Source organism: Massilia luteola (genome assembly GCF_034420155.1).
GTDB classification, from domain to species: Bacteria; Pseudomonadota; Gammaproteobacteria; order Burkholderiales; family Burkholderiaceae_D; genus Telluria; species Telluria luteola.
Genome location: NZ_JAXOFN010000038.1, coordinates 24797 through 40003, shown reverse-complemented (window position 1 = coordinate 40003; position 15207 = coordinate 24797). Strand labels below are relative to the sequence as shown.

Annotated in this window: 16 protein-coding genes; 4 read left to right on the top strand and 12 right to left on the bottom strand. The window is 65.7% G+C overall.

Going from position 1 to position 15207, the window contains the following annotated elements:
• Window positions 1–110 precede the first annotated feature (110 nt).
• The gene (locus U9J41_RS25625) at window positions 111–602 is read left to right on the top strand and encodes a DUF3016 domain-containing protein (RefSeq protein ID WP_322405001.1); all 492 of its coding nucleotides are present in this window, start codon (window positions 111–113) and stop codon (window positions 600–602) included.
• Window positions 603–605: 3 nt separating this feature from the next.
• On the opposite strand, the gene U9J41_RS25620 is transcribed toward U9J41_RS25625, so the two are convergent.
• The 9 genes from U9J41_RS25620 to mepK form a co-directional block, all read right to left on the bottom strand.
• Window positions 606–1631: a hypothetical protein gene (locus U9J41_RS25620; protein WP_322405000.1), complete on the bottom strand. Its 1026-nt coding sequence runs from the start codon at window positions 1629–1631 to the stop codon at window positions 606–608.
• A gap of 21 nt (window positions 1632–1652) precedes the next feature.
• Entirely contained in the window at window positions 1653–2141 is a 489-nt protein-coding gene (locus U9J41_RS25615; RefSeq protein WP_322404999.1) for a hypothetical protein, read from the bottom strand.
• A 14-nt stretch (window positions 2142–2155) separates the two neighbouring features.
• Window positions 2156–2752: an RNA polymerase sigma factor gene (locus U9J41_RS25610; protein WP_322404998.1), complete on the bottom strand. Its 597-nt coding sequence runs from the start codon at window positions 2750–2752 to the stop codon at window positions 2156–2158.
• A gap of 84 nt (window positions 2753–2836) precedes the next feature.
• Window positions 2837–3280 carry a thioesterase family protein gene (locus tag U9J41_RS25605; RefSeq protein WP_322404997.1) on the bottom strand — a complete coding sequence of 148 codons (444 nt, stop codon included), beginning with the start codon at window positions 3278–3280 and terminating at the stop codon, window positions 2837–2839.
• An 84-nt stretch (window positions 3281–3364) separates the two neighbouring features.
• A complete protein-coding gene (locus U9J41_RS25600) occupies window positions 3365–4660 on the bottom strand; it encodes a M20/M25/M40 family metallo-hydrolase (RefSeq protein ID WP_322404996.1) in 1296 nt (431 codons plus the stop codon).
• A gap of 42 nt (window positions 4661–4702) precedes the next feature.
• A complete protein-coding gene (locus tag U9J41_RS25595) occupies window positions 4703–5080 on the bottom strand; it encodes a nuclear transport factor 2 family protein (protein ID WP_322404995.1) in 378 nt (125 codons plus the stop codon).
• Window positions 5081–5129: 49 nt separating this feature from the next.
• Window positions 5130–5474: a hypothetical protein gene (locus tag U9J41_RS25590; RefSeq protein WP_322404994.1), complete on the bottom strand. Its 345-nt coding sequence runs from the start codon at window positions 5472–5474 to the stop codon at window positions 5130–5132.
• Entirely contained in the window at window positions 5471–6400 is a 930-nt protein-coding gene (locus U9J41_RS25585; protein WP_322404993.1) for a WASHC3/CCDC53 family protein, read from the bottom strand. Before U9J41_RS25585 ends, U9J41_RS25590 begins: the two co-directional genes overlap by 4 nt.
• Before the next feature lie 2 nt (window positions 6401–6402).
• On the bottom strand, window positions 6403–6966 hold the full coding sequence (gene mepK, locus U9J41_RS25580) for a peptidoglycan L,D-endopeptidase MepK (RefSeq protein ID WP_322404992.1): 564 nt from the start codon (window positions 6964–6966) through the stop codon (window positions 6403–6405).
• 304 nt (window positions 6967–7270) lie between these two features.
• Between mepK and U9J41_RS25575 the strand changes: the two genes are divergently transcribed.
• Entirely contained in the window at window positions 7271–8125 is an 855-nt protein-coding gene (locus U9J41_RS25575; RefSeq protein ID WP_322404991.1) for a hypothetical protein, read from the top strand.
• A gap of 238 nt (window positions 8126–8363) precedes the next feature.
• On the top strand, window positions 8364–11141 hold the full coding sequence (locus tag U9J41_RS25570; protein WP_322404990.1) for a M16 family metallopeptidase: 2778 nt from the start codon (window positions 8364–8366) through the stop codon (window positions 11139–11141).
• A 72-nt stretch (window positions 11142–11213) separates the two neighbouring features.
• On the opposite strand, the gene U9J41_RS25565 is transcribed toward U9J41_RS25570, so the two are convergent.
• Window positions 11214–12914 (bottom strand): M1 family metallopeptidase, encoded by a 1701-nt coding sequence (locus U9J41_RS25565; protein ID WP_322404989.1) that lies wholly within the window; start codon window positions 12912–12914, stop codon window positions 11214–11216.
• 79 nt (window positions 12915–12993) lie between these two features.
• On the opposite strand from U9J41_RS25565, the gene U9J41_RS25560 reads away from it, so the two are divergent.
• Complete coding sequence (locus tag U9J41_RS25560; protein WP_322404988.1) at window positions 12994–13584, top strand: isochorismatase family protein; 591 nt, start codon at window positions 12994–12996, stop codon at window positions 13582–13584.
• A 112-nt stretch (window positions 13585–13696) separates the two neighbouring features.
• Here U9J41_RS25560 and U9J41_RS25555 read toward each other — a convergent pair whose 3' ends face one another.
• Both U9J41_RS25555 and U9J41_RS25550 read right to left on the bottom strand, forming a co-directional pair.
• Entirely contained in the window at window positions 13697–13978 is a 282-nt protein-coding gene (locus tag U9J41_RS25555; protein WP_322404987.1) for a hypothetical protein, read from the bottom strand.
• Between the two features lie 118 nt (window positions 13979–14096).
• Complete coding sequence (locus U9J41_RS25550) at window positions 14097–15083, bottom strand: LLM class flavin-dependent oxidoreductase (protein ID WP_322404986.1); 987 nt, start codon at window positions 15081–15083, stop codon at window positions 14097–14099.
• Between the last annotated feature and the right edge of the window lie 124 nt (window positions 15084–15207).

Genomic DNA, 15207 nt, shown 5'->3' with positions numbered 1-15207 from the left:
GATACAAACTTTGACGATCTTGTAACGGACAGCGGGATGGAAACCGGCGTATAAGAATCAGGTATTAACGGTGGCAGCAGTTCGATGACAGAGAAAGAAAGGAAGACATCATGAAAACGTTCATGAAGACGATGGCCCTGGCGGGCCTGCTGGCGCTGGCCGCGGGCAGCGCGTCGGCCGCGGTCAGCGTGACGTGGGTCCACCCCGAGAATTTCCATGATTTGCCGTTCCCGACCTGGGAGCGCAAGGAGATGCTGGACCAGATCGCGGACCACTTCAAGAAGCTGGGCGAGAACCTGCCGCCGGGCCAGGACCTGCGCATCGAGATCACGGATTTCGACCCGGCCGGCCGCCTCATCCCGAGTATCCGGCTGGGCCGCGACCTGCGCGTGTTGAGCGGCCGCGCGGACTGGCCGCGCATGGAACTGAATTACGCGGTCGAGCAGAACGGCCAGGTGCTCAAGAGCGGCCAGGCGCAGCTGCAGGACATGAATTACCAGCAGACGTACAACCACTACTTCGATTCGGAGCCGCTGCGCTACGAGAAGCAGATGATCGACGACTGGTTCGTCAAAACGATCGCGCCGATCCGCAAGCGCTGACGCTCATGGCGCCTTGCTGCCCGCCTTGTCGCGCCAGCGGGAACCCGCGTCGCGCACCGTGTAGTCGGCCGGCACGATGAACAGGGCTGCGGGCGGTTCCTCGCGCTTGATGTTTTCGAGGCGGAATACGACGTCGCCGCTGCGCGGGTCGCTGTGCTTCGTGTAGACCGTCACCAGCAGGTCGGGCGCCGTCCACGTCTCGTCCGCTACGACGATCGGGTTGCGGTTGCCGATCGCGCCGGCCGGGATCTCGTAGCTGCGCAGCTTGCCCTCGGCCTTGATGCCGCCGAAGTCGCGCGTGCCCAGGTCTTTCGTCACGGCCTTCGACGCCCACTTGAGGTCGTCGAACGCGCTGGCCAGCGGCGCCACCCGCATCTGCATGTCGCGCACCGCCGCGCCGTTGTCCGCGAACGCCCTGGGAACCTGGATGCGGACGTCTTCCTGCGTACGCTGGCGGGCGTCCGGACCGGTGCGCACGACGCGCTTGACGATGACTTCCTGCTGGCCGTCCGGGGTCGTGCGCCGCTCGATCGACGGCAGCGTGCCGTCCTGGCGCATCCGTGCGACGCGGGCGCGCAAGTCGTCGGCGCTGACGGGATGATGCCGGTCGAGCTTGATGGCCACACGCTCCCTGGGCTTGAGCACCCAGTCCAGGCCGGCGGCCGGGTCGTCGATTTTCACCGTCTGCAACTCACCCTTGTCGTCGACGATGTCCTGGCGCGTGCGGCCCGTGCTGTCGCGGTAGGCCGCCATCGGGCCGCGGCGGACGTCGATCTGGTTGCCGTCGGCCAGGTGTTGCGAGCGTTCGCGGACGACCTGGGCACTGTACGGCGCATTCCTGACGGGGCGCATCCAACCGGTAACGGTGCCGTCGGGCGCGGTGGCGATCGCGTCGGCACGCATGATCGTGGTGCCGTCGCGGCGCACTTCGAGATGCCCTTTGCCCGCCGCGCCGGCCGTGTCGTCGGCGAGCACCGGTGCAACGATGCCGGACAGCAGCAGCGCAAGTATCAATTTCTTGGTTGTCATGACATCCTCTTGTCGATCAGGTCATTCGATGGCACTGAGCCGCAGGGCCAGCGGCTGGCCGTCGGCCGCGACGAGCATCTCGGCGCGCACCGAATCGCCCGCGTTTTCCGGCGTCAGCGGCACGCCCAGCGCGGCCAGGCTCGCGCGCGGCACGTCGGCGGCGACCATGCGCGGCGCCGGCTCCGCGGCGATGCGCTCGGCCGAATCGAGCGCGATGAACAGGCCGCTGTCGTCGCGCGCGACGAGCGTGCCGGCCCGGCCGCCAGCCACGTCCGGCGCCTGCAGGGCGAACGCCAGCGCGAGCGCGCCGGCCGCCAGGCCCGCCAGGCCGCCGGCCAGCGTCCAGCCGCGCCTCGTCAGGCCGTGATACCAGCGGTGCCGCGACGGATGCTGCCGGGCGAACGCCTGCAGCAATGCGTGTTCGACGGCGCGCGGGGTGTCCAGCCGTCCGACCTCGGCGCGCAGGACGTCGAATTGGGGATCGCGGTCCGTCGTTTTTCGGGTGTCCATGGTGACTCTCCTTTTCATGCCGCGCGGTCGGTCGCGCGCCAGCCGACCAGCCGTTTGGCCAGCGCGGCCCGCCCGCGCGACAGGCGCGAACGCACGGTGCCGATGTCGACCTGGCACACGTCGGCGATCTCGGCGTACGACAATTCATGCATCTCGTACAGGATGACGGCGTCGCGGTAATGCGGCGCCAGCAGCGCCAGCGCGCGCCGCACTTCCTCGGCGGCCTCGTTGTCCAGCAGGCGCCCCAGCGGGCAGGCCGCGTCGTCCGGCGGTTCGGACCCGGCGTCGCCGTCCTCGTCGTCCGGGCCGGACAGCACCACGTGGCGCTGGTGCGCCGTTTCGTGTTTCAGGATCAGGTTGCGCGCCACGCCGAACAGGAAGTGCTGCAGCTGGCCGCGCAACGGATCGAACCGGAACCGTTCCGTCAACAGGCCCATGAACGTTTCCTGCACGACGTCGGCGGCCGTGTCGGACGAGCCGCAGCGCAGCAGCGCGAAGCGGTACAGCGGCCCCTGGTGGCGCCGGTACAGGGCCGCGAAGGCGTCGGCGGCACCGCCGCGCATGCGGCGCAGCAGGTCGGTGTCGTCGCAGCGGGTCGAGGTCGTGGTCATGGGTCGTTGTGTTTACCCATATTCCGGCGGGAGGCGGGGAAAGTTCCAGGTTTTTGTTTTTATCTGGAAAAATATGCGGGGCGCTCAGTCCACCCAGTTCACCCGCTCGAACTTGCTGCGGAATTCTTCCGGCATGGCGACGACCTGGCTCGTCTTGTAGTTGAAGAAGACGAAGCCCTGCTTGGCCATCGCGACCAGGGTCTTGTCCTTGGGACGGGTGACGCGGAACGTGATGTCGCCGCCGTACTTGTTGAAGTCCATGACCCCCACTTCGAACAGCAGCTGGTCGCGCGCATGCGCTTCGGCGCGGTACGTCGTCGCGAGGTCGGTGACGATGATGCCCGTGCCGTCGCGTTCCGTCTCGGGGACGCCGAATTCGAACAGGAAGCGTGCCCGCGCCTCGGAAATCATCGAGATCATCGAGTCGTTGCCGAGATGGTTGGCGGCGTTGATGTCGGTGACGCGCACCGTCAGCAGGCTCGTGTAGTAATACTGGTCTTCGGGGAAGGTGAGTGTCAGTCGTGCCATGTCTGCATTCTAGCCCGTGCGGGCAGTGTGTCCGGTTGAGGGAATTCGACGGGCGTCAAGGCCGGAGCCGCAACGCCCATGGGTTCAGCGGGTCAAACGATAGATCAGCAATGCGGCGCGCACGGCACCCCGTTCGATCGAGCCCACGTCCAGGTCTTCGTTCGGCGAATGGGCGCCGTTGCCGCTCGCACCGAGGCCGTCGAGGCTGTCGACGAGCGGCGCCACGAACTGGATGTCGCCGGCGCCGCGCGCCTCGGCCGGCACGGCGCCGATCGGACCCAGCCCGGCGTCCTGGCTGGCGCGCGAGTACAGGGCCAGCAGTTTCAGGTTGCCGGGTGTGACGGCCATGGGAGGGTAGGAATCGTGGAACGTGATGGTGGCGCTGGTGCCCGGCAGGTTCTGCGCGACGATCGCCTGCATGCGCGCGTGGGCGCGGTCGCGCTGTGGATAGTCCAGGTAGCGCAGGTCGCCTTTCACGGTGGCCGTGTTGGCGATCACGTTCGTCTTGCCGAACGCGGTGCCGCGCGCGGCGGCGGCGTCGAACGCGACCTCGGTGCCGCCCAGGATCACGCCCGGGTTGAACGTGAGGCCCGGCTCGATCACCTGCTGGCGGAACGCGTCCAGGATGCGGGCCGTCTCGTACACGGCGCCGTAGCCGTTGGCGCCGAACACGGCCATCGAATGGCCCTGGCGCCCCTTGACGTCCAGCTCCCACGTGGCCGTCGCGCGCCGGCCCACGGTGGCTGTGGCCATGCCGTCCTTGTCGATGATGCTGCCCTCGAAGCTGAGCGCGACGTCACTGCGTTTGGCGAGTTCCGCCATGTCGCCGCGCGAGACGCTTTTCGGATTGCCCGCTTCTTCCTCGTCGCCCGTGAACATGACGGCGATGCGCGCGCCGTCGAGGGCGCCCGCGCGTTGCAGCGCGCGCAGCGCTTCGATGACGATCACGTCGCCGCCCTTCATGTCGGAGACGCCCTGGCCGCGCACCCTGTCGCCGTCGCGTTTCCACATGGGGACGTCGGAACCCGGCTCGAACACGGTGTCGAGGTGGCCGAGCAGCAGCAGGCGCTTGCCGCGGTTGCCGTCGCGCGTGGCGACGAGGTGGCCGGCGCGGTGCATCCCGGGCGGCAAGTCGATCCAGCGCGTGCTGAAGCCGAGCTCGTCGAACTGCTTGCGGAACAGCTGGCCGACGTCGCGCACGCCGCGCGTATTCATCGTACCGCTGTTGATGAGGACGCTCTGCCGGAGCAGGTCGAGGGCCTGCGGCGCATGCGCCTTGACCTCGGCGACGATTCTCTGCTCGGTCGGATCGAGCCCGTCGGCATGCGCCGCCTGTACGCACGCCAGCGCCGCCAGCACCGCCCCAGCCATCTTGCGCATCGTGATCTTTCCAAAAACAATGATGCTCAACTTTACACCGATTCAGTCCGCTTGCGCGTCGAGGCGCTGGTTGCTCACCTGCACCGTCTGCGAGCGGATCAGGCCGTTGACCACGTCGTAGATCGCAACGAGGTCGACCTTGCCCCGGCCCTCCGGAAAATTGCGGGTGACCGTCTCGTAATCGATGACGATATTGCCCATGACGGCACGCTGCAACAGGTGCGCGTGCAGGTCCGGCTCCTGGAAGCGCGCGGCGAAGCGGGGGCGCATTTCCGCGTGGCCCGTGGCCAGCAAGGTCGCCGGCAGTTCGTACTGGCGCGCGTCGGGCGCATAGGTCGCGAGCAGGGCGTCGAGGTCGCGGGCATTGTAGGCGTCGAGCTGGCGCTGGATGACGGCTTCGGGGGAACCGGATGTGGGCATGGCGCTTGTGGTAGGGATCGAAGATGTCGATTCTGCCACGGAACACGCGTCAGTGTTTCGGGTCGGTCGGGTCGGTCGCGTCGCTCGGCTCAGGCGGCCGCTTGCGCATCTTCCGCACGACGCCGTCGCGGCCGAGCAGCAGCACGAGTTCGGTATGCCCGCCGCCCGCCGCCGGCGCCGTGTAGAGCCACGCTTCCATGCCCGAATCGAACACGACCGTTTTCGTGGGCCCGAACGCGGCCAGCAGCTCGGCGCGCGTCGTGCGGCCCGGTACGACGAGCGCATCGAAGCGGGCCTCGGCCACGCTCGTGCCGGGTTCGGGCGCGCGCGTGGCGCAGCCGGACAGCAGCGCTGCCGCCAGCGCGCCGATGCAGACAAGGCGGCGCGGGGTCATGGCGCTGTCTCCGGGGCCGGCGACGCATCGTCCATGGTCTCGAAGCTGACGAGCGTATCGTCTGGCCAGCCGCGGTCCCAGATCGGCGCGTAATACGTGCGGTCGAGCAGCACCTGGCAGTCGCAGAACGGCAGCATGTCGCGCGTCTGGTCGCCGCCCGCATACAGGAAGTGGAAGGGCAGCACTTCCGTCCGGTCGCCCGCGCGCAGCGTCACGGCAAACACGGGACGCTCCGTAAAGAACAGGAAATTGCCGTCGGGGCTGTCGCAGACCTGCTCGGGACGCGTGAGCGCATTCGAGATCCACCCGAACAGCGGCGAGCTGTTCGACACGAGTCCGGCCTCCATGCCGACGAGACATTCCAGCCGCAGGTCGCCCAGCCGGCGCGTACCGGGCGGCAGGCCGGGTGTCACGACGTGCGCGCGCCACGTCATGCTCGTCGTCTTGCGGTTGGCGACGACGGCGGCGTCTTCCCGCAGCGCCTGCTCGTTGCGCGGCAAGGTAAAACTGTTGTCCGGCGCAACCGGAACGGGCACGGCGATGTGGTCGCCGATGACGCGCAGGGTGATGCCGTGCATGTCCACGGTTGGCGAGCGGGGCAGCAGGCGGAAGCGCAGCGTGGCCCGGGGCGCCAGCGCATGGTCGCGCTCGAAGCGTTCCATGCCGCGGATCATTTTGCGGTAGGACTTGTCGACCGGGTCGCGCGTGTACGTGACGGTGACGGTCTGGATGCCCGCGGCCGGCGCGGTCTGCTCGGTTGGGGGTGTCACGGTTGCCGGCACGGTTTGCTCGGTCGGCCCTGCTGCCGCCGCTGCCCTCACGGTCTGCTCGGCCGGGCTCGCCACCGCAGCCGGCGCGTGCGCCGACCACGCCAGCACGGCACCCAGCAGTGCCGGCGCGATGCCACGCGAGACCGGCCGCCGCATGATCACCAGTAACGCACGCGGCCGACGTCCATGTGCACGAACTGCGATTCGGGGTAATAGCCGACCCCGCCCGCGCGCTGGGCCATCGCGACCGTGTGCAGCTTGGCGAGGTCCTGGCCCGGGATACGCACGTCGATGGCCTTGCCCTCCATGTGCAGGCTGTGCTTGGCTACCCCGCTCGTGTTTTCGTGCAGCATCGCATTCGTTTCCGGCGAGCGATAACCCGAGATCACGTGCATGGTCGGATGGCTGCCGTATTGCGCGCTGATGCGGTCCAGCAAGACGAGCAGCTTCGGATCGATGGCCGCGATCTTGTTGTTGCGGTGGTCGCGCAGCAGTTTATTTATGTCCTGCAAGGCTTCGGGAATGAACTCGCCCTCGGCCCAGAAAATGGTCCGCAGGCTTTCGCCCGTGTGCGTGTTGTACAGGCGCACGATGCGCTCGCTGGGCGCGACCGGTGACACGGGCGCATCCGGCAGGGTCTTGGCGCTGGCGCGGATCGCGGGTGCACCGAGTACCGATGCGAGGACGGCCGAGCTTTTGAGGAAGGAGCGTCGTTGATTCATGAGCTTATCCTTTGCTGATTGCCAGCCTCAATGATACGCCCCATGCATGATTCGTGCACAGGACTGCGCCCGGGGCGCGTGTCGGTGCAGGACGACAGGGCGTGACTGCCTTGGGGGCACTTGGTTCCTGGACGGCAAGGCCGATATGATGCACCGCGGACGCGCGTCTCGCAGTGCCGCGTGGCAAATGTTTGGCTATGACCGGTAGATCGGGATGTGGCAAGCGCACATATTTACCTGAGCGAAATCAGCATGGATAGTATCGCATCATAATGAAAAGATCCTGTTAGCATAGAAAGTTGTTATGTTTAAAACCATTGGTGCAGTAAATCTCGTTTTTTCTCTATGCTGTCTGCCTGGCACATCGCAAGCGAATGATTTCAATTTAACCAGGCTCGGAAACGTTTTGAGTTTTGAGGGCTATATTACTCCAGACTCTGCCAGGGCGGTAACTAAGGAACTCGAACATAATACCGATGTATTTTTGATCGACTCTTTTGGTGGAGACGCTGTAGCAGGCCTGCAAATTGCAACCGAGATTCGAAAAAAGGATGTGTTAGTAATCGTTAATCGATATTGCCTATCCAGTTGCGCAAACTACATTTTTGTAGGTGCAAAGCGAAAAATTCTGAACTCGGCCGGGATAGTTGGTTTTCATGGTGGCCTAACGGGCTCACCGCCACCAGTTTTGGAAAAAAATGATTATCCCTTCTTAACTGAAAACGAATTAAAGAAAGAGCAAATTGACTTGCAGCGGCAATATTTGCGCGAGGCCGATTTTTATAAATCGATTGGCTTTAATCCGGAATTTTTAAAAAAGTCTTTTGATCTTACAAAACTGGAGAGGCCCGAGCGATACATTGAAATAATCGCCGATAAGAAAAATTACCACTTCGAGCTAAAATATGCCGATAAGGCAAAAGAGAAAATGGCTCAACTCGACGCTGCTCATAAGAGCTATGAATTTCACGTTATGACGAATGTTCAAGTTAAAAAAAAGTTTTATTTTCCAAAAAAGGAGACCCTGGAAAAATATGGTGTCAAAGGAATTGAGAAATATGAGTACCCAAGAAATCCGGTGGAAATCCGGGAATTGAAAAAGGGCTTGGATAAGGAATATTTGCTGCCTGGGCTAATTTTGGTCGGTGACGATTTTTAGTTCCGAAGTCGACGGCAAAACAGTTTGTTTATAAATTAATAATATTTATTGATGATTCTCCAGCACTAAAAATTGTCAAAGAAGTGTAGAAAGCACATCGACGGCGTCCTGAAAAACCCCGGTTGACCTGACGCTGGCTCGATAAAATTCCGACGTCGAATCAAGTCAGCGAATGCGGCGACGATGGCTTAGAATGGGCGCGGTCATGTGCGTCATGCAATCTTGCCAGGAGAGCAGCATGCGTTTTGCTTACCGTTTCGTGTTCGTATCGATGCTGGCGCTCGCCGGCAGCACGGCCAGCGCCGCGCCCGCGCCCGCGCGCGACGCCGGCATCGATATCCCGATCCCCGACATCCCGTACACGAAATTCGTGCTCAGGAATGGCCTGACGGTGCTCGTGCACGAAGACCACAAGGCGCCCGTCGTGGCCGTCAACACGTGGTATCACGTCGGCTCGAAGAACGAAAAGCCCGGCAAGACGGGTTTCGCGCACCTGTTCGAGCACCTGATGTTTTCCGGCAGCGCCAATTTCGACAAGACGTTCTTGTCTGCCCTCGAAGGCGTCGGCGCGACCGACCTGAACGGCACGACCAACAAGGACCGCACGAATTATTTCGAGACGGTGCCGACGTCGATGCTCGACTACGCGCTGTTCGCCGAGAGCGACCGCATGGGCCATTTATTAGGTGTGCTCGACCGGAAGAAGCTCGACCTGCAGCGCGGGGTCGTCCAGAACGAAAAGCGCCAGCGAGAAAACCAGCCGTACGGCATCGTCGAGCAGATCGTCACGGAGAACACGTGGCCGGCGAACCACCCGTATTCCTGGACCGTGATCGGTTCCATGACCGACCTCGATGCCGCGTCGATGGCCGACGTCACCGACTGGTTCAAGGGTCACTACGGCCCGAACAACGTCGTGCTCGTGCTGGCCGGCGACATCACGCCGCAGCAGGCGCGCGACAAGGTCGAAAAATACTATGGCGACATTCCACCCGGCCCGCCGCAGGCGCACCAGCAGGCGTGGGTCGCGAAGCGCAGCGGCACCCATCGCGGGCAGGTGCAGGACCGCGTTCCGCAGGCGCGCATCATCCGCCTGTGGAACGTGCCCGGCGCCGACACGCCGGAAGAACCGCTGCTCGACCTGGCCGCGCAGGTGCTGGGCGGCGGCAAGACGTCGCGCCTGTACCAGCGCCTCGTCGTCAAGGAGCAGCTGGCCACGAGCATCGGTTCCGGCAACGATTCGAACGAGATCGCCGGCCAGTTCGGCATCAACCTGACGGCCAAGCCGGGTCTCGCGCAGGCCGACGTCGCGCGCATGGAAACCGGGGCCGACGAGGAATTGCGCGCGCTGATGAAGTCCGGCCCCGCGGCCGCCGAACTGCGGCTCGCGCAGACGACCATCCTCGCGCAGCACGCGCGCGCCGTCGAGCGCGTGGGCGGCTTCGGCGGCAAGAGCGACGTGCTGGCGCGCTGCGCCACCTACACGGGCAATCCGGACTGCTACAAGGTCTACCTGCAGCGCATCAAGGATGCGACGCCGGCCGCCGTGCGCAAGGCCATACAGGACTGGTTATCCGACGGCGACTACGTGCTGGAAGTCGATCCGTTCCCGGCCGCGCTGTCCGCCGACGCGTCCACGGTCGACCGCAGCAAGGGCCCGCCGACGGGCCATCCGGAGCCGTTGACCCTGCCGCCGATGCAGAAGATGACCCTGTCCAACGGCCTGAACGTGGTGCTGGCCGAGCGCCACGGTGCGCCCGTGATCAATCTGTCGCTGATGTTGAACGGCGGCTTCGCATCCGATACGGAGGCGCTGCCGGGGCTCGCGAGCCTCACCCTGCGCATGCTGGAAGAGGGCACGGCGACGCGCAGCGCCTTGCAGATCAGTCGCGAACTGGAAGCGCTGGGCGCCTCGTTCGGCACGACGATCAACCTGGACGGCGCCTTCGTCAACATGAACGTGTTGAAACCGACGCTGACGCAGGCGCTGGGCCTGTACGCGGACCTGGCGCTGCACCCGTCGTTCCCGCAAGCGGACTTCGAACGCGTGCGCAAGACGCGGCTGGCCGCGATCCAGCGCGAGCAGACCGTGCCGCGCCTGATGGCCTTGCGCGTGCTGCCGCCGCTGCTGTACGGCCCCGGCCATCCGTACTCGTTGCCGCTGACGGGCACCGGCACGGAGGCCGCCGTGGCGCGCATGACGCGCGCGGATCTCGTCGCGTATCACGACACCTGGTTCAAGCCGAATAACGCAACGCTGCTCGTCGTCGGCGACACCACGCTGGCCGAACTGAAACCGCTGCTGGAACGCGCGTTCGGCGCGTGGAAGGCCGGCACGCTGCCTACGCACGACATCACGACAGTCGCCCAGCCGGCAGGCACGACGATCTACCTGATCGACCGTCCCGGCGCCCTGCAGAGCGACATCGTCGGCGCCCAGCTGGCGCCGCCGCGCAATACGCCGGACGCCGTCGCGCTGAATCTGTTGAACGATGTGTTCGGCGGCACGTTCAGTTCGCGGCTGAACATGGACCTGCGCGAAGATAAACACTGGTCGTACGGTGTCGGCACGTCGCTCGTGGCGGCGCGCGGCCAGCGCATCCTGTACAGCGATTCGCCGGTCCAGACCGATAAGACGGCCGACGCGCTGCGCGAACTGGCGCGCGAGTACGCCGAGCTGGGCAGCGCCCGCCCGATCACGCCGCGCGAGTTGCAGGAGGCGCAGGCCAACGAGACGCTGGGCCTGCCCGGTTCGTTCGAGACGGTCAGCCAGCTCAGCAACGCCTATGCGACGATCCTGCAATACGGCCTGCCCGAGGATTACTACAACACGTACACGGCGACGGCGCTCGCGTTGACGCCGGTGCAGCTGAACGCGCTGGCCGGGCGCGTCGTGCTGCCCCGGCAGCCGGTGTGGATCGTCGTCGGCGACATGAGCAAGATCGAGGCACCGATCCGCGCGTTGAACCTCGGCACCGTGCGCCGCATCGACGTCGAGGGGAACCCGTTGCAGTGACCGCGGTAGGATGGGCATTTGAGGCCGGGGGCCTCAAATGAAACGTGCCCACGCGCGCCGCCACCGCCCACGTTACGGTTTCGCCTGCTTCCGCAACTGCTCCTGGTAGCGCTGGAAAATCTCGAACCGTTCCTCGCGCCTTAAAATCTTCGAATGCGGGTCGAGCGTGTACGTGGCATCGGGCGGCAGGGCGATGCTGCCGTGCCCGTCCGCCATCGGCAGCGTGACGATGCGCGCGCCGACGCGCACGTCGAGCGGCATCGGGAACGGCGTGTTTGCGGCCGTCTTCCACGTCAGGTCGAGGGTTTCGGCATGGCGCCGGGCCACGAGTTCGGGCAGGGCGGCCTGGTACATATAGGCCTGGAAGAACCAGTCCAGGTCGCGTCCGCTCGCGCGCCTGACGATGGCGATGAAGTCGGGTGTCGTCGCATAGCGCGGCGTGAAGTTGCCGGGACGCGGGTCGGGACGGCCATACACGAGTTCGCGCACGGCGCGGAAAAAGGCGTCGTCGCCGATCAGGCCGCGCAAGGTGTGCAGCACGAGCGAACCCTTCGTGTAGATGTCGCCGCCGGGGCCGCCGCGTTTGAGGTCGTAGACGTCTTCCTCGCGCTTGTGCTTGCCGGAGACGAGCGGCGCCTTGTTGCGGATCGACGCCCGTTGCTGCATCAACGCCGCGTAGTATTCCTGGTCGCCGTGCAGGTATTGCATGTACAGGGGCTGCATGTACGAGCCGAGGCCTTCGTGCAGCCACATGTCGTCCCAGTCGGCATTGGTGAGCTGGTTGCCGAACCATTCGTGGGCGAATTCGTGCTGCAGCAGCTCGTCGTAGCCGTACGGCGTCTTGGCGTATTTGTTGCCGTAGGCATTGATGGTCTGGTGTTCCATACCCTTGTGCGGCGTTTCCACGACGCCCATTTTTTCGTCGCCGAACGGGTAGGGGCCGATCGTCGATTCGAAGAAATCGAGCATCTGCGGGAATTCCGCGAACAGGTCCCGCGCATGCGCCTTGTTGTGCGGCAGGTACCAAAGCCGCAGCGGGATCACGTTGCCGTAGCGGCTGTGGTATTCGCCATCCAGCTCGGCGTACGGCCCGACGTTGATCGCCACGCCGTAGGTGCTGGGGTGCCTGGCGCGCCAGTGCCAGGTGCGCCAGCCGTTCGCTTCCGTCATGCCGAGCGCGACGCCATTGCCCGCCGCGACCAGCGGCGCCGGCACGGTGATGTGTTCGTCGACGACGTCCGGCTTGCCCATCGGGTGGTCGATGCAGGGCCAGAACAGGTCGCAGCCTTCGCCCTCGACGGCGCTGGCGACCCACGGCCGGCCGTCCGGCGTGCGCGCCCACACGAAGCCGCCGTCCCATGGCGCCCGCTTCGCCACGTGCGGCTCGCCGTGGTAGGTCACGCGCACCTTGACGCGCCGGCCCGGCTCCAGCCGTTGCGGCAGCGTGATCGTCAGCTTGCCGTCCGGATTGCGCCACTGGCCCGCGCCGAGCGGCGCGCCGTCGACGCTGATGGCGTCGATGGGCAGGTTGCGGTCCAGGTCGAGTTCGATGCGGTCCAGCGGCGCGCGCGTGCCGAACGTGAGCGTCGCGTCGCCGCGCAGGCTGCGGCTGTCCGGGTCGATGCGCAGGCTCAGGTCGGCGTAATCGAAGGTGAGCGCCTGCTGGCCGGGGCTGCGCTGCGCGCCCGAGTTGACGGTGTAGTCGGTGAGGGCGGGCTGGCTGGCGCAGCCCGCCAGCAGCAGGCCCAGGGCGGCGATGGCGATTCTTTGCATGATGCAGGGAATTTATCACAGCGGAAAGCGGCGCCACGCAAATCGCGACTGGTGAATACTGCGGCGAGGAGGACTTGCAATGAGCGACCTGGACATCGACATCGGCCGCACCGCCCTGGTGCTGATCGATTTGCAGAACAGTAATGTGAAACGCGACCTGGCGCCGTACACGGCCGAGCAGGTGGTGGGCAATTGCGTGCTGCTGGCAAGCGAAATGCGCGACCGCGGCGGGATGGTGATCTTCGTGCGCGTGCTCGTCGACCAGCTGCAGCTGCCGCCGGCCGACGCGCCCATGCGCAAGCCGGGCACGCCCGCGCCGCCGCCGGATGCGTCGCAGCTTGCGCCGGACGCCCAGGTGCAGGCGACCGACATCGTCGTCACGAAGCGCCAGTGGGGCGCCTTCTACGGCACGGAACTGGACCAGCTGCTGCGCCGCCGCAACATCAAGACCATCATCCTCGGCGGCATCGCCACCAACCTCGGAGTCGAGTCGACGGCGCGCGCCGCGTTCGACCGCGGCTACGGCGTCGTGTTCGTCGAGGATGCGATGAGCAGCATGCGGGCCGACATGCACAGGTTCGCCTGCGAACACACCTTCCGCATCATGGGCAAGGTGCGCTCGACGCGCCACGTGATCGACGCGCTGCAGGCGGGGACGGGCGACGCGTAAGCCGGTTCGTCAGCGTTGCATCGTCGTCCCCGCGCAGGCGGGGAGCCAAGTTGCGCGATTTGCCGGCAAACCTGGATTCCCGCCTGCGCGGGAATGACGGTAGAAGAGGGGCTTACTTGCGCGGTGCCGGCTGCTGCGCATTGGCCTGCGCCTGTGCCTGGGCCTGCGCATTGGCCTGGGCCTGTGCCTGCCGTTGTTGCTCGCGTTCCTGCTTCTTCGCCATGTGGTGGCCGATGGCACAGCCGGCAGCGGCGCCGAGCAGGCCGTGCTTGCCGGCCACGTGGCCGCCCACGCCGCCGACGATGGCGCCTTTCGCGCAGCTGGGTTTGGCGTAGGCGGCGCCCGTCGAGGCGAGCGAGAGCATGAGGGTTGCGGCGATGAGCTGGATTTTCATGGTGTCCTCCGTGGATGATGCTATCAACGGCCGAATGCCGTCCATGGATGACAGCCTAGCCGCTGCCGCGCCGGTTGAATGTTCGCCAGATCACCGTTGCGGCCGACGGTCATGTCTGTCAGCTTTTCGTCCGGATCGCCGCCGCGATCTCGTACGAGCGCAGGCGCGCCGCGTGGTCGTGGATCTGCGACGTGATCATCAGCTCGTCCGCACCGGTGCGTGCGATGAAGGCTTTCAATTGCTGCTCGACGGTGTCCGGCGCGCCGATCGCCGAGCACGACAGCACGCCGTCGAGCATGCCGCGTTCCGCCGGGCCCAGCAGGTCGAGATAGCCTTCGACGGGCGGCTTCAGGCGCGTCGGGTGGCCGCTGCGCAGGTTGACGAACGCCTGCTGCATCGACGTCGCGCGCCACCGGGCTTCCGCGTCCGTCTCGGCGGCGAACACGTTAAAGCCGAGCATCACATACGGCTTGTCGAGCTGGGCCGACGGGCGGAAGTTGGCGCGGTAGATCTCGATCGCCTGCATCATCATCTGCGGCGCGAAGTGCGACGCGAACGCGTACGGCAGGCCCAGCATCGCGGCCAGTTGCGCGCCGAACAGGCTGGAGCCGAGGATCCACACGGGCACCTTCAGGCCGGCGCCGGGCACGGCGCGCACGTGGCGGCGCGGGGCGTCGGCAAAATACTCCATCAGCTCCACGACGTCCTGCGGAAACTCGTCGGCGTCGGACGCGAGGTTGCGGCGCAGCGCGCGCGCCGTCGCATGGTCGGAACCGGGCGCGCGGCCGAGGCCCAGGTCGATGCGGCCGGGGAACAGCGATTCGAGTGTGCCGAATTGTTCCGCGATGACGAGCGGGGAATGGTTCGGCAGCATGATGCCGCCGGCGCCGAGGCGGATGGTCGAGGTGCCGTTGCCCACGTGGGCGATCAGCACCGCCGTCGCCGCGCTGGCGATGCCCGGCATGCCGTGGTGTTCGGCCAGCCAGAAGCGGTGGTAGCCCCACCGTTCGCCGTGCTGCGCGAGGTCGAGCGAGCGGCGGAAGGACTCGGCGGCGTCGCTGCCTTCCGTGATCGGGGCGAGGTCGAGGATCGAGAAAGGAATCATGGGTGCAGTCATCGGTAAATGATACGCCGATCCTTTTTTTCGCGTGCGCCACGGTCCGGAACGGCGGGCGCGGCGCTGTCCGTGCTTGACCCCGCCTGGCGGGCTGCCTATGATGGCCGGTCGA

Bases quoted from the DNA above. Each gene is read 5' to 3' on its own strand.
- U9J41_RS25625 (WP_322405001.1), top strand. From the start codon at position 111: ATGAAAACGTTCATGAAGACGATGGCCCTGGCGGGCCTGCTGGCGCTG.
- U9J41_RS25620 (WP_322405000.1), bottom strand. From the start codon at position 1,631: ATGACAACCAAGAAATTGATACTTGCGCTGCTGCTGTCCGGCATCGTT.
- U9J41_RS25615 (WP_322404999.1), bottom strand. From the start codon at position 2,141: ATGGACACCCGAAAAACGACGGACCGCGATCCCCAATTCGACGTCCTG.
- U9J41_RS25610 (WP_322404998.1), bottom strand. From the start codon at position 2,752: ATGACCACGACCTCGACCCGCTGCGACGACACCGACCTGCTGCGCCGC.
- U9J41_RS25605 (WP_322404997.1), bottom strand. From the start codon at position 3,280: ATGGCACGACTGACACTCACCTTCCCCGAAGACCAGTATTACTACACG.
- U9J41_RS25600 (WP_322404996.1), bottom strand. From the start codon at position 4,660: ATGCGCAAGATGGCTGGGGCGGTGCTGGCGGCGCTGGCGTGCGTACAG.
- U9J41_RS25595 (WP_322404995.1), bottom strand. From the start codon at position 5,080: ATGCCCACATCCGGTTCCCCCGAAGCCGTCATCCAGCGCCAGCTCGAC.
- U9J41_RS25590 (WP_322404994.1), bottom strand. From the start codon at position 5,474: ATGACCCCGCGCCGCCTTGTCTGCATCGGCGCGCTGGCGGCAGCGCTG.
- U9J41_RS25585 (WP_322404993.1), bottom strand. From the start codon at position 6,400: ATGCGGCGGCCGGTCTCGCGTGGCATCGCGCCGGCACTGCTGGGTGCC.
- mepK (WP_322404992.1), bottom strand. From the start codon at position 6,966: ATGAATCAACGACGCTCCTTCCTCAAAAGCTCGGCCGTCCTCGCATCG.
- U9J41_RS25575 (WP_322404991.1), top strand. From the start codon at position 7,271: ATGTTTAAAACCATTGGTGCAGTAAATCTCGTTTTTTCTCTATGCTGT.
- U9J41_RS25570 (WP_322404990.1), top strand. From the start codon at position 8,364: ATGCGTTTTGCTTACCGTTTCGTGTTCGTATCGATGCTGGCGCTCGCC.
- U9J41_RS25565 (WP_322404989.1), bottom strand. From the start codon at position 12,914: ATGCAAAGAATCGCCATCGCCGCCCTGGGCCTGCTGCTGGCGGGCTGC.
- U9J41_RS25560 (WP_322404988.1), top strand. From the start codon at position 12,994: ATGAGCGACCTGGACATCGACATCGGCCGCACCGCCCTGGTGCTGATC.
- U9J41_RS25555 (WP_322404987.1), bottom strand. From the start codon at position 13,978: ATGAAAATCCAGCTCATCGCCGCAACCCTCATGCTCTCGCTCGCCTCG.
- U9J41_RS25550 (WP_322404986.1), bottom strand. From the start codon at position 15,083: ATGATTCCTTTCTCGATCCTCGACCTCGCCCCGATCACGGAAGGCAGC.